General features: G+C 69.5%; 5 protein-coding genes and 1 pseudogene. 3 read left to right on the top strand and 3 right to left on the bottom strand.

All coding sequences use genetic code 11. The features are described 5' to 3' along the window. Positions 1-148: 148 nt before the first annotated feature. The gene (locus tag ACFVHI_RS19895; RefSeq protein ID WP_380341149.1) at positions 149-793 is read right to left on the bottom strand and encodes a hypothetical protein; all 645 of its coding nucleotides are present in this window, start codon (positions 791-793) and stop codon (positions 149-151) included. Positions 794-848: 55 nt separating this feature from the next. Beyond that, positions 849-7,754, bottom strand: coding sequence for an RHS repeat-associated core domain-containing protein (locus ACFVHI_RS19890; RefSeq protein ID WP_380341146.1), 6,906 nt, complete (start codon positions 7,752-7,754; stop codon positions 849-851). Positions 7,755-8,118: 364 nt separating this feature from the next. On the opposite strand from ACFVHI_RS19890, the gene ACFVHI_RS19885 reads away from it, so the two are divergent. After that, on the top strand, positions 8,119-12,588 hold the full coding sequence (locus tag ACFVHI_RS19885; RefSeq protein ID WP_380341143.1) for a LamG-like jellyroll fold domain-containing protein: 4,470 nt from the start codon (positions 8,119-8,121) through the stop codon (positions 12,586-12,588). Between the two features lie 478 nt (positions 12,589-13,066). On the opposite strand, the gene ACFVHI_RS19880 is transcribed toward ACFVHI_RS19885, so the two are convergent. Further along, positions 13,067-13,390, bottom strand: a complete 324-nt coding sequence (locus ACFVHI_RS19880; protein WP_380341141.1) for a hypothetical protein — start codon at positions 13,388-13,390, stop codon at positions 13,067-13,069. A 26-nt stretch (positions 13,391-13,416) separates the two neighbouring features. On the opposite strand from ACFVHI_RS19880, the gene ACFVHI_RS19875 reads away from it, so the two are divergent. Together ACFVHI_RS19875 and ACFVHI_RS19870 are read left to right on the top strand one after the other, a co-directional pair. After that, on the top strand, positions 13,417-13,626 hold the full coding sequence (locus tag ACFVHI_RS19875) for a hypothetical protein (RefSeq protein ID WP_380341139.1): 210 nt from the start codon (positions 13,417-13,419) through the stop codon (positions 13,624-13,626). Between the two features lie 273 nt (positions 13,627-13,899). Beyond that, positions 13,900-14,304 (top strand): annotated as a pseudogene (locus ACFVHI_RS19870) (MFS transporter); the annotation flags it as partial. Positions 14,305-14,346: the final 42 nt, after the last annotated feature.

Genomic DNA, 14,346 nt, shown 5'->3' with positions numbered 1-14,346 from the left:
TCCGGTGTCCCCTTCCTGGGGCGCCGGGCGGGCCGCTCGCCGTTTCCGGGGCCGGGCGCGTTGGCCCCACCCCCACCCGGCAGACGAAAAGGCGGTGCCCCGCCTCCCGGGCTGGGTGGCGGGGCACCGCAGGGTCACGGTCGGCCGCTCAGCACTGCACAGCGGCGTTGCCGTAGTTCTCCTCCATGTTGATGTCGAGTCGTTCCTCGGCAGACTGACCGTCCCGCTGGACGGCCACCCGGTACTGGCCCTGGAGGTTCCTGGGGATGGCGACGGTGTAGACGGTGTGGAGCACGCCGTCCACGGGAATCGAGTACCCGGCCTGGACCGGGAAGTCCCGCCCCTGACACGAGAGGCGATCGACCGTTTCACCGTTGGCCATCAACAGCACCGACCAGTTGCCTTCGAACAGGCTGGCACCGATGAAGGTGCCGACTCCTGGAGTCGGCCGCTTGGCAATCTCCGCGAGCGGCACGCAGCCTCGGGACAGCACCCGATCCGAAGCCGTACAGATGTCACCGGTCTTCTCCGCCTGCCAGATCAGCTCCGGCCCGTAGCCGTTGCTGAACCGAAGCTCCGTGAACGTGTCACCGGCAGGCGCCGTCCCTCTCTCCTTGGCCGTTTGCAGGATCAACTGCGTCATCTGGCCGGACCGATCCGACACCGTCGGCGCGGGAGTCGCCCCGACACCGGTGCCGGTCTGCCCGGACACCGTGGTGCACGCGCAGGCGCTGAACGCCAAACCCGCGACAACGGCGCGAAGCTTCCCGGAGATACCCCTCGCGCAGCTCATTTTCCTCCTTCGACCCCCTGTGAAGCGGTGCTGGGTCACGATCGGTCCAGCACTGCTACGGCTCCCTGATGTCCTGCACCGGTGCCCCGGGTTGGTAGAGGACCGGGGCCCAGTTGCTGACGTATACGGTCCCCCACGTCTTGGTCGCCGTCCTCCCATCGTCGTAGTAGTAGGTCGTCTCGTACACCCGTCGGGTCACGATGGGCGAAAAGCCGTACAGCTGGTGGGACACGGTGGGCCGCAGCGTCAGCTTCTGGTCCGCCGTCACCGAGTCGGTCTTCCCGTCAGTCGTCTGCGTGCTGTCCTCGGAGCCCCATTCCCAGCTGGCTTCGGTGTCCACCCCGACCTTGAACTTGCCGATCTCGACTCCGACGCTTCCGTCGACCTTGTTGCTGTGCGAGAAGGTGTTCTTCTTGGTGACCTGCTTGCTCCACTGCGTCGCCTGCGTCACGGACACCCCCAGGAGCACCGGGTCCATCGACTCGGCCCAACCAAAGTTGGTTCCGACGCTGTAGTCGATGGTGGGCTGCGCGTCGTGGCTCAACTCCTTCGAAGAGTGGCCAACGATGACGCCCGCCGGACCGCCGGACAGCGCGGGCACCTTCTTCTCCCGGTTGGGGTTCGGAAGGGGCTTCGACAGGCTCTGCTCGACGAACTTCACGTAGCCCGCCCTGCGGATCGGCTCGTCCTTCTTGATCTGCTCGACGATCTTCTGGTAGTTCGGTCCCGCCTCCGACGTGTCGACCTTGGTGCCCATGTTGGAGCACTTGGCAAATCCGGTCGCGCACTCCTCCAGCGCCATGCCGGTGGGGTCCGTCTTGTTCACCGGGTCGTTGTTGCTGTACGCGTAGGCGTTCCACTGTTGCGGATCGTCGGGCAGTAGCAGCGGGTCGGCGTTGAGGAAGCGGCCGGTGCTGGGCTGATACTGCCGGGCGCCCAGGTTGGTGAAGCCGGTCGCGTCGTCCTTGAGGCCACCGACGAAACCCTTGTCGCCGGACCAGGAGTTGGCCGCGCCGGAGCCGCGCAGGACACCGAACGGGTCGGTCCATCGGCGGTTCTCGTCGGTGGTCGCCGAGTCGATGGACAGGGTGCCGGTGCCGTGGTGGTCGGCGAGCTGGTAGGTGAGCTTGGTCGGGCCCTGGCGGACGAGAGTGACGCCGCCGGGCAGGGCGTAGTAGCGGGTGCCGGTGCTGGTCTTGGCGTTGGTGTCGTAGGCGAGTTCGTCACCACCGCCGAGGTTGACCGTGACCTTGCCGGGGTTGCGGCGGATCAGCTGGTTGCCGTCCGCGTCGTAGACGTAGCTGGTGGTGGAACTGCCCTGCTTGAGCGTGGCGATCTTGCCCTCGGCGTCCCAGGTCAGGTCCGCGCCGTTGGCCGCGTCCACGGTGGCCCACGTGCGGGAGTCCCACTTCGGGGCCCAACCCGGCGCGTACACCATGAACTTGCCGTCGTCCTGGACGACCGCGAAGAACTTGCTGTTCGGGCCGACCCATGACTGCGAGGACCACAGCGGCACCCGCTGCGGGTCGTAGACGACGAAGTTGCCGTCGTCCTGCATCGTCGCCCACGCACCCGGGTGGTTCGCCGTGTCGGACGACCACGTCACCAGACCGGTCCGCAGCGAGGTCAGCACCAGGTTGCCGTCGGTCTGCATGGTCAGCTGCACGCTGCTGGAGCGCACGGACTCACCCGGGTTGAGCACGAAGCCGGCGCCCAGGGTCTTGTTCGCACCCGGGTTGGCGATCTTCGTAGTATTCCCGGCCGCGTCGTACTGGTAACTGCCCGGCACACTGCCGTTGTTGGAGAAGGTCGACTTGACCGCGGTCGGCACGTGCGCACCGCCGGTACCACCGCCCGTGCCCGCCGCCGAGGTCGGCGTGTTGCGCGAGCCCGCGGCCGGGAAGGACTGGTCGATGGTCAGGTCCTTCGACTGGTCACCGGTCGGATTGTGCATGACCAGCTTCGTCCGGTTGCCGACCGCATCGTACGTGTAGTCCTGCCAGTATGGCGCGCTACCACCGACGGTGGTGGTCCCCGCCGTCGAAGCCCCACTCGTGGGCAACGAGTTGGCGCACACCCCCTGCCCCGCCAGCGACGGCGTGGGCTGGTTGAGCTGCCCGGTGTCCGACCACGCCGTGGTCAGCCGGCCCAGGTAGTCGTACGTGAAGCACTGCAGATCCGCCTGACCCGGAGTGTTGTCCGGAACCGTCCGGACCGCGGTGATCCGGCCCGCCGGGTTGTACGCGTACGTGGTGTTCTGAACCGTACCCGTCGATGATGTCTGCTTGTCTACGTACTGGGTCAGCAGCCGACCGGTCGACTCGTCGTAGGTGTTCGTCGCGACGATCTGGGTGCCCCAAGGGTTCATCGTGTCCCGGATGTTACGTCCGTAAGCATCCCAGTCCGCCTGCCGCAGGTAGGTGTACCCCGAGCCACTCACATCGTTGAGCTGCCCGAAGTCCTCGTAGTTGTAGGTCACCGCCTCCTGGGCCAGATCACCCGCCGCGGCACGGCCCTCCGACACGATCGATCCGCTGACCGGGTTGTAGGCGGCCGTGTAGTCGAAACTCATCTGCCCGGTCTGGCCGATCTCGGACCCCGGGATGGAGACCGAGGTCTTCGTCGCCCGGTACGCCACGTCGTACTCACTGACCGACTTGGTGTAGGCCGTACCGCCTGCTCCACCGACGTACCGGGTCGAGGCGGCCGGCTGGCCCTTCACGACGGTGTCGTAGGTGTAGCCGGTCAGCTGGTTCGCCGGGGCCACCGAGCCGTTGAACGCCCCGGTCTTGCGACCCAGCAGGTCGTACGTGACCGCGATCGTCTGCCCACGCGCGTCCGTCGTCGACGCCAGCCGCCCCGCACTGTCGTACGCGCGGGTCGACACGCCGGTGTCCGGGTCGTCCGCCTTCACCTGGCGACCGCGCTGGTCGTACGTGTAGCTCCAGGTGTTGCCCGCCGCGTCCACCCGGGTGGCCACCTGACCGCCGGGCGTGAAGGTGTAGCTGGTGACATCGGCGTCGGCCTGGTTCCCGGTCGCCGCGGCCGTCTTGTACTGCCACAGCTGCGTCTTGCGCCCGCGGGCGTCGGTGACCGTGCTGGTCGCGGTGGCACCGGCCGGCGGCGACACGTCCACCCGGTCCGCACCGGGATAGGCCGTCGTCGTCGTGGTCTGCGGCTTGCCCAGCGCCACGAACTGCGTGCTCACAGCACGCCCCAGACCGTCGAACTGCACCACGCTCTGGTTCGGCACCATCGCGCCGTCCGGGATCCACCGGGTCGTGTTCGGCTTGTTGGTGTCCTCGTAGTAGGCGCTGTACGCGCGGCCCACCCGGCCCTGCGAGTCGTAGAACGTGTCCGCGACGATCCGGCCCTGGTAGGCCGAGATCGCCGGGTCGCTCTGGGTCTGCACGGTGCGACCCAGGCCGTCCACGATCTGCACGGACTTCCCGTACGCCTTTCCGCCCGGACGCAGCGAGTTCGTCGTCACCGTGGACGGCGCCGAGCTGCCGTTGACGGCGTAGTCGAAGGTCGCGTTCGCGTTGCCACCGGTGTCCTGCCCCGGGGCCCAGACCGCCTTCACCCGCCCGAGACCGTCGTACGTCTTGGTCGTCGTGCGGCCGTTGGCATCCTTCGCGGTCAGCACCAGGGCGCGGGCCGGGTTGAGCGTGACGGTGGCGGTGCGGGCGGTGCCCGCATCGGGCGCGCCGGCCGGGGCCGGGGTGCCGGTGACCACCTGGTTCGGCAGCTCGCCCGGGTTCGCCGAGCTGTACGCGGTCGTGGTGACCGCACCCTTAGGGTTGGCGCTGTCCGTGACCGTCGGGTCGGTCACCGAGGTGGCCCGACCGTACGGGTCGTACGTGCTGGTGCCCGTGGTGACGAACCGCGCAGCGCCGTTGACGTCGTAGCCGTCCAGCACCTGGCTGCCCGTGACCTCGGCCTTGGCACCGGCGGTACCGAAGGCCTGGCCGTCGTAGAGCGTCCGCTTGTCGGAGACGGTGTTGGCCGCGTTCGCGTCCGCCGTGCAGGCGCTGGCGCCCGAGATGACGAACTGCTCGGAGACCAGGCCGGTCATCTGGGAGTTCGCGCCGGCCGCGTACCGGTAACGGGTGCACACGTCCGGCGTGCCGTCGGCCGTACTCAGCGACGTGGTGACCCGGTTGCTCTTCCCGGCGTCCGTGTTCGACACCGTCGTGGTGGTGCGGGTGCCGGTCGTGGTCGCGGCGGTCGCGGCGGTAGTGACCTTGGTGGCGCCGTAGCGGGCGACGAGGTCCGGCAGGCCAGCGCGCGCGTGGGTGGCCCTCACCACCGGGCTCTCATAGGTGTTGACGGTGTACGACACCGGCGAGCCCGCGTCGGCCGAGGCGTCCGCGTAGGTGTCCGTCTCCAGGACCTGCCCGGACATCCAGTCGGAGTCGGTCCGGTTGCCGCTCTTCACGCCCGCGACGGTCGCCGCCTTCGGCTTGCCGTCGGCCTTGATGTCGCCGTCCATGCCCTGGTAGTAGCTGGTCGTCGACTTGGCCTGCGGCCCGTCCTTGCCGGAGCCCGTCACCACGGTGACGTTGGCGAAGCCGCGGAACTGGTCCCAGGTCCGGTAGTCGGACTCGACCAGCGCGCTGTCGTTGCGGCGCCAGGCCGCCGGGCCGTACGTGTAGGAGGTGGTCATCGGCACCGAACTGGCGATGAGGTTGCCGTTCGGATCGACGGTCACCGTGTCCACCGGGTACCGCAGGAACCAGTCGTCCACCGTGGACTGCACCTGCGTGTCGTACCACTTCACGTTGTAGCAGCCCATGGTGTCGCTGTCGGCCGAGGACGGGATCCGCCCCGCTGTGCGCGAGCACTGGTCCTGCTTGTACGAGACCGTGATCGTGCCACCGGTCTCCGTGGTGATCACGGCCACGCGCGGGCGGTTGTAGCTCGGGCGGCCCAGCACCAGGCCGTCCACCCGGTTGGGCAGCAGCAGGTCCGCGAAGGTCACCACCGGAAGTGCCTGCTCGGCCTGGCCGTTGGCCGTGTCCTTGCCCGTCCGCTTCACCGACTGCAGCCACGCGATCGGCGCGTTCTCCGTCGCGTTCTGCGGCGTCTTGAAGACGTGGGTGAACTCGTACGTGTCCACCGGGCGGTAGGAACCGCCCGAGCGGATCGAGGTCGTGATCCCGTTCAGCCACTTCGTCGACCAGTACGTGGGGCCGTAGTTGGTGCAGGCACCACTGTCCTGGCACTGCTTGTCCAGCGGCGCGTCCGGCCAGTTGGCGGCGTTCGCCGCCGTGCGCTGCGACGGGTCGCACACCGGGGCACCCGACACGCACCGCTCACCCGATTCGAAGTCGACCCGGGCCGCGGACCGGTACGAGCCGCCTGCGCCCAACTGGTCGGACAGCAGCTGGCCGTAGGTGATCGCGGACAGCACACCACCACGCGTGTACGCGGTGTTCGCGCCCTTGCCTCCGTTCTGGGCCCCACCACGCGCGTACCAGTTGGTCTCGGGCGTGTAGCCGTACGTGGTCAGGTTGCCGTGCGCGTCGACCACGTAGTCCAGGTTCCAGCGCCAAGCGGTCTGGCACCAGGAGCCCTTGCCCTTGGAACCGTCGTAGCACGGGTTCCCCGGGTTCGGCGAGTACACCGGAACCGTCCACGCCGACTTGCTCTCAGGACCCGTCTTGCCCGGCGAACCGTCCGCCGCCGGCAACTGGTTGAGACCGAAGTAGTAGACCGTCCCCGAGGTGTCCGTCACCTTCAGGTACGAGCCGTTCCAGGTGCCGTTGTTGGCGCCGGTCAGAAACTCGACCTTCGTCCCATCATCACCCTTGAGCCGCCACGTGCACCGCGACTGCTCATCGGTCGCCGTCCCGGCGACACACGAACCATCATCGGGCACCAGTTCACCCGAGTGCCCGCCGAGCGATAGCGTGAGGTTCGGCCCACCCCAGCACTGGTCACCCGAGCCGGGAATGCCCGCCTTGTCGCACCCGCGGTAGCCACGCTCGACGAACCCGGCGCTCAGGTCCCAGCCGTCGCCGATCCACGACGCCTGGGCGTTCGTCGACGCCGTCTTCCCGTCCACCGACGCCGAGTCGTACCCGAGCGCGAGCGACGGAGCGCCACCGCCCAGGGACGGCGGCACCACGATCGGATAGCTGTACGTGAACGACCCCGACGCGCTACCCGCCGTCCAGCTCTGGCTGGACCCCAACGGCGTGGCACTGTACGTACCCGTCCCGCCGGAGGGCGCGGCGTCCAGTGCCAGCAGCACCCGACCCGGCGCGGCCAGCGAACCCGCCGCGGCCGCAGACTCCGCCCGCGAGCCCTTCGACGTGCCACCCACGGCCGGCAGGTCGACATCCGCGACCAGCCGCTTCGACTTCTCGTCGTAGTGCGAGGCGACCGGCGTGCGGGCCTGACAGCCGTCGACGTCCGGGGTGGTGAGCGCGCACTCCGGCAGCGCCACTAGCCGGGCCCGGTGGGCGAGGTCACCGCTGACGCCCATCGCGCCGAGATCGAGCCCGACCTGGACCTTGCCGGCCTTCGCCGCCTCGTCGCGCGACAGCGCAACGACCGTACCCTGCAGGCCCTTCGAGGCGTCTGCGGGCGACGCGGCGACCTGCACCCGCACCGGGGCGGTGGGCGCGGCCTCACCACCCGGCGCCGGCGCCAGCCAGACCGGCAGGTCGCCCGCCTGCCTGGACGCGACCACACCCGCGTCCAACGCGACGTCCGCGCTGCCCTGCTTCGGCTGCCGCAGAGACTTCGGCGGCACCCAGTTCGGCGAACCGGTCTGCGGCGAAGTCGACTTCACCTTGTCCGCCGCACCGTGCACCGAGGCCGTCTTCGGCAGTGGTGTGCCGGGCGGCGACCAGATCCGGCCCTTGTCCGCACCACTGCCTGCAGGGGCCGCGACGGCGGTGCCGAGCGGAGCCGCCAGGACGGTCAGAACTGCAAGCGAACTGACAGCTCCCAATCGGGATCTGCGCCGTCTCGACGGCCGCTTGTCCCACCCGGTGTCACCGGGTGGTCGTTCGTAAAAAGAGGACATCTCCACCCCCATGGGAGGTCCGCACCACGACTCGGCGCGGACAGGTCTCGGTGGAGGGTAGGGCGCTAACGATCCAGTGGTCGAGCGACTTGAGGATCCCCTGAGGCTGTGATTAACATCACAGATCAACGAAATCGGCGGACGATCCGTCAAATCGGACACCCTTCCCGGCAATGCAATTGACGGCCAGTCAGCTATCCGGCAGCTTGCTGAGGACCTCTACGAACGATCCTGATCCGGCCGTCCTGCTCGGCCGGACGTTCACACCTCTCCTCGAAGGGGATTCACCATGCCCGCTCCCTCCGGAGCCTCCTCCGGGATGCGCAGAACCAGATATCCATCTCGGCGTTCGTACGCCGTCGCGGTCACCCTGGCACTCGCGCTGACCTCCGTCGGACCGGTCGCGCCCCTGGCTCTCGCCGCCGACTCCCCGGCCTCCTCCAGCCAGGCCTCCGGAGGGATTCCGAAGGACCTGGCCGACCGGATCGCCGCGGGCGACGCCAAGTTCGCTGGCGAGAAGCCCCGACTCGCCTCGGACAAGGCCATCGCCGAGGCCAGGCGGACCGGGAAGCCCGTCCCTGTGCCGGAGTTGACCGACGAGTACAGCGAGACCGTCGCCACCCCCGCCGGCCACCTCGCCCGCACCCAGCACGCCGAACCCCAGCGGGTGAAGCAGAACAACGCCTGGGCGAACCTGGACGGCACCCTCGTCCCCGACGAGCACGGCGGCTACCGGCCCAAGACCGCCGTCGCCGGCGTCCACCTGTCCGGCGGCGGCGACGGACCGCTCGGCACCCTCACCAGCCCGGACGGCGAGTCCCTCACCATCGACTCCCCCTTCCCGCTGACCAAGCCCACCCTCGACCCGGGCGGCGAGGCCCTGGTCTACCCCGAGGTCACCCCCGGCATCGACCTCAAGGTCACCGCCTCGAAGCTCGGCGGCCTCTCCACCGTCCTGGTCGTCAAGACCGCCGAAGCGGCGAAGAACCCGGCCCTGAAGAAGGTCCGCTTCCCCACGCAGGCCAAGGGCGTCAGCGTCAAGGCCGACGACGCCGGCAACCTCACCGCCACCACCAAGGACGGCAAGGTCCGCTGGCATGCCCCCACCCCGCAGATGTGGGACAGCGGCACCGGCACCACCCCCGGCGCCCCCAAGGGCAGGGCCGCCGGCGCCCAGCGAGACGGGCAGGACCAGGGCGGCGACAGCCGGGAGCAGAAGAGCACCGCCGACGGCCCCGGCGCCGGCGCCAAGGTCGCCACCATGCGGACCTCGGCCTCAGCCGACGCCGTCGAGCTGACCACCGACGACTCCGTCCTCGGCAAGGGCCAGGGCCCCTGGTTCATCGACCCCGGCTGGATCTACGACCGCCGCGAGGCCACCACCTGGGCCTGGACCCAGTCCGCCTACCCCCGCACCAACAACCTCGGCCGTACGGTCGCCAACTCCGGTGACCAGTACGCCCAGCCGGGTGTCGGCTACCAGGGCTACCAGACCTCCAAGGGCGTCGAACGGTCCTACTTCCAGTTCGATACCCGCTGGTACAACGACATCGTCATCAACAAGGCGACGATGTCGTTCTTCGAGGCCAAGTCCTCGGACTTCTCCTGCACCAACAAGTACACCGTCGACCTGAACCTCACCGGTGCGATCGACAACAACACCACCTGGAACAATCCCCCCGGCGTGGTCACTGGAGTCGGCTCGGCGGACGTCGGCGGCGCGGGGCAGAACGGCTGCGGCGGCTACACCCAGTTCGACTACGACGTCACCGGCGTCTACCGCCAGTACGCCCCCAGCCACGACAACCTCACCTTTGGCCTGTTCGCCCGCAACGAGTCCAACGCGATGGCGTTCAAGCGCCTCACCTACAACCCGGCCGTCGTGGTCGAGTACGACCGGGTGCCCAACACCCCGACCAACCCGTACGCCTGGCCCGTCCCCTCGACGACCGTGCCGTGGGCCGAGAACCAGGGCTGTGACGGCAACTCCATCGGCTGGCTCAACTCCTCCTCCGGCTTCAACGGCTCCGTCACCCTCAACGGGACGGTCAGCAGCAACGCACAGAGCTCGCTGTTCGCCTGGACCCACATCTGGGACTACGCCGACCTGAGCGCCGACGCCGACTCCGGCTTCACCGCCGAGGTACCCAACGGCGGGAACGCGGCCTTCCAGGTCAAGCCGGGCGTCATCAAGGACGGTCACGTCTACGGCTGGGGCACCATGGCCAGCGACAAGCTGGTCCAGATGTCCGCCTCGACGCCAATCTGCCGCTTCGGCGTCGACCTGACCCCGCCGACCCTCTCCGTCCCGGACGTCTACACCCAGCTGCCCGAGGGCGACCTGGCGACCACCTTCCCGCCGTCCGGCAACGGCCAGGTCACCAAGAAGCGCACGGGCGAGACCGGCCTCGTGCCGTTCACCGCGGCCGACCCGGCGCCGGGCGGCAACGCCTCCGGCGTCGCCTGCGCCCGCTGGTCCTGGGACCCTCAGCTCGCCGGCGCGGGCTGGGTCTGCGGCAACGACTTCCCCCGGGGCGGCATCCCGGTCTCCTCGGGCCGCTGGGGCACCAACATCCTGTACATCCAGGTGATGGACAACGCCCGCAACGTCTCGCCGGTCGCCCAGTACGCCTTCTACGTCCCGTGGAACCCTGACGGCCCGCCGCCCGTCTTCGGTGACGTCACCGGCGACGGCGCGCCCGACATCCTGACGCCCGACCAGGCCGGCTACCTGCGCGCGTACAACCCCCCGGGCAACCCGAACGCCAAGAGCCCGGCCGTCTCGGCCGTCTCCATCCCGGCGGAGGCCCCCGGCGGCAAGGGCTGGACCGGCATCCAGCTCACCCACCGCGGCACCCTCACCGGCGGCAACAACATCGACGACGTCATCGCCCACGCACCCGGCGACCCGGAGCTCAAGCTCTACCCGAACCCGGGCAACACCGGCGTCTACGGCCGGATCGACAAGCCGGTCCCCCTCACCAAGCCCAAGTGCGCCAAGACCGCCACCGAGGACTGCTCCTGGCTGACCACCGCCGGCTACAACGCCAACGACTGGTCCACCACCCTGCGCATCGCCGCCCTCGGCGACCCCGTCAACACCGACCTCGACCCCAAGCTCAGCTTCAAGAACAAGACCGGCCTGCTCACCGTCGAGAGCACCGACAACGGCACCGACGCCGCCCTCTGGTACTACCCGGCCACCAACGCCAACACCCTGGGCAAGCCCGTCCGACTCGCCGCATCCGGCTGGAAGGACAAGGAACTCATCACCTCCGGCGACTGGGCCAAGCAGGGCCACCCCGGCCTGTTCACCCGCAACCTCGCCGCCTCGTCGGACGCCGCCAAGGACGACCTCAACGGCCTCACCTTCACCACCGGCACCGTCCTCGCCACCGACAGCCAGGGCCAGCCGGTCAACGACCCGACCGGCAAGCCGCTGATAGTCCCCACCCTCACCGGCATCGCCACCACCACCAAGATCGGCGGCGTGCCCAGCGACACCTGGACCACCCTCGGCTCCGACGGCGACCTCACCGGCAGCGGCAACGCTGCCCTGTGGGGTACCAAGGCCGACGGCTCGATCGACATCTGGTGGGGCAAGCCCACCACCCCCGGCTCCCCGACCGCCGGCTACACCTGGCAGGTCGGCCCCAACACCATCGCCAACACCACCGTCAACCCGCAGTGGTGGACCCTCGACAACCACTCCAGCGGTGACAACGAGGACTCCAACAAGCTCTACAAGAACGGCGACGACCCCAAGAACACCTACCCGACCGGGGCCACGCTCACCGCGGACCACAACCGCAACGCCAACAAGGCCACCGCCTTCGACGGAGCGTCGGTCTACCGCACCACCGCCCCCGTCAACAGCAGGCTCGACACCTCCCGGAGCTACAGCGTCTCGGCCTGGGTCAAGATCAACAACACCGACGGCTTCCAGACCGCCGTCTCCCTCACCGGCGACGTGGCCAGCCCGTTCTACCTCCAGTACTCGAAGACCTTCCACAACTGGGCCTTCGTGCTACCGGGCAGTGACAGCACCAGCCCCACGGCCTGGTACTCCGCCTACGACCACAGCGGCCGCACCAACGCCGCGGTCGGCCAGTGGACCCACCTGACCGGCACCTTCAACTCCGACACCTCGACGATCACGCTGTACGTCAACGGCGCGGCCGTCGGCTCCGACAAGGTGCCCAGCGGCTGGAAGCCGGCCCCCGGCAGCCTCAACGTCGGCGGCGTCACCTACAACAAGTCCGCCCCCGGTGACCTGCTCAACGGCGCGATCAGCGACGTCCGGGCCTACCCGTACGCCCTGACCGACCAGCAGGCCAACACGCTCGCCACCACCGACTCGGTCATCCAGATCCGCAGCGCGGTCGACACCCGCAAGTGCCTGGACAGCTGGGGCGGCACGACCGGCACCCAGCTCCGGATCTACGACTGCTGGAACGGCGAGAGCCAGCACTTCGCGATGACCAAGGACAAGCAGATCAAGATCCCGGCGTCCGGGCGATGCCTCGGCACCGCGGACGCCGTGGCCGTCGACGGCACCCCGGTCGTCGCGCAGGACTGCGGCAACCCGGCCACCCAGACCTGGATCCGCCGGTACGACAACTCGCTGTACAATCCGGCCTCCGGCCGCTGCCTCAACCTCAACAATTGGAACACCGCCAACGGCCAGGGCCTGGACGTCTGGCAGTGCTCCGACCAGGGGAACCACCACTGGGTCTTCGAGGCCCAGCAGACGGTGTAACACCTGCAATACCCCATAACAACCGCAGCGCCGTCCCTCGTCGGGAGTTCATCCGACGGGGGACAGCGTCGTTCAGCCGGCCGGCGTCGGATCGGATCCCGGCTCATTCCTGTAGGGCACCACCCGGTGTGATCACCCTGCTTCTCCGAGTAAGGTCCACCCACGGCCCAGGCGCACCGGTCGGTGACGAACCCTCCGGACCGAGGAGCGCGACCGTGCCCGACCAGGACCGGCAGACAGGCCAGTTCGAGTACCTGCGGCCGCGGACGAGGGCCCTCGCCTACCCGCTGCTGGGCTCACACGCAGAGTCGGAGGCCGCGGTGCGGGAGGTCTGGGTCAGGCTCGACCGGATCAATCCGGAGGAGGTCGCGGACCTGGCCGCCTCGCTGACCACGGTGACCAGGCGGGTCTGCCTGGGCCTGCTGGGTTCGCGGGACGCCCGACCGGAGCGGCTGCTGGACGTGGTGGTGGGGCCGGCTCACCCGGTGCCGCCGGGCGGGTCGGTCGGGCTCGCGCTGCTGGTCGCGCTGGACGCGCTGGCCCCGCCGAGCGGGTCGCCTTCGTGCTGCACGAGCTGTTCCGCCTGCACGTCGACCAGATCGCGATTACCCTCGGCCGGACCACCGCGGACACCCGCAAGCTCACCGACCAGGCCCGCCGCCAGGCACAGGAGGCCCGCGCGGCGGACGCCGAGGGCGGCCCGGTCGGCCGCCGGAGGCTGGTGGACGCCTTCTGCACGGCGGCCCGCGACGGGGACCGGGCGGCGCTGACGGCCGTCCTGAATCCGGCGGCCGAGCTGCACGCGGACGGCGGGCCCACGCGGACCGGATGGCGGAGCGCGCCGCGCTGCTCCGGCAGGGCGGGCCGACCGCCGCCGCGGTGCTGGTCAACGGCGCCCCGGGCGCGCTGGTCGCCCGGGACGGCGAGCCGGTCGCGGTGCTGGGCTTCGCCGTCCGGGCCGGCCGGATCAGCGGGGTCCACCTCTTACTGGACCCGGAGCGGCTGGCCGCGCTGGACATCGACGCCCTGAGGCCCTGACGCCCCAGCTCAGAAGGCTTCGCCCGCGGTCGGCGACAGGCGGAACCCCGAGGATTCTCGCGCCACCGTCATGCGGCTTAGGAATCTCCACCATGCGCACCGGAGGTGGAAAGTACGAGCCCGATGACATCCGGTTCCAGGCCTTATAGAGATTGCTCTCCATATCCTTCTCGAAGTCAGCGACACTCTGGCCGTCCACTCCAGGCGCACCCTTATTTGCCTTGACGCCCCCCATGCCTCCATCACTTCCCGCTTCGAAATCCCACGCAGCATATGGGCCTCGGCATGGGCACCGCGTTCATGCCGGCGATGAGCCTGGCCACGCACGGCGTCCAGCCGCGCGACGCGGGCGTCGCCTCCGCGATGGTCAACACCTCGCAGCAGGTCGGCGGCGCCATCGGCACCGCGCTGCTGAACACCATCGCGGCCAGCGCCACCACCAGTTGGCTGGCCTCGCACGCGACCGCCGCGGCGGCCACGTCGCCGGCGGCCGCCCAGGCCCTGCAGTTCCAGGGCATGGTGCACGGCTTCACGACCGCGATCTGGGTGTCCTTCGGGATCCTGGTGGCGGCCTCCGCGATCGCCTTCACCCTCGTGAACGCCGGTCGCCCGGACGCGGCGTCGGCTTCGGACGCCGGTGCGGCGAAGAACGACGAGGTGCCGGTGATGGTGCACTGACGCCTGCGGGTTACTCGGGTGCGTACGCGGCCCGTCCGGTGT

It is taken from the genome of Kitasatospora sp. NPDC127121, from assembly GCF_042677305.1.
Classification (GTDB): domain Bacteria; phylum Actinomycetota; class Actinomycetes; order Streptomycetales; family Streptomycetaceae; genus Kitasatospora.
Note: the sequence above shows the minus strand (reverse complement) of the source record. Positions and strands in the feature narration are given on the sequence as shown.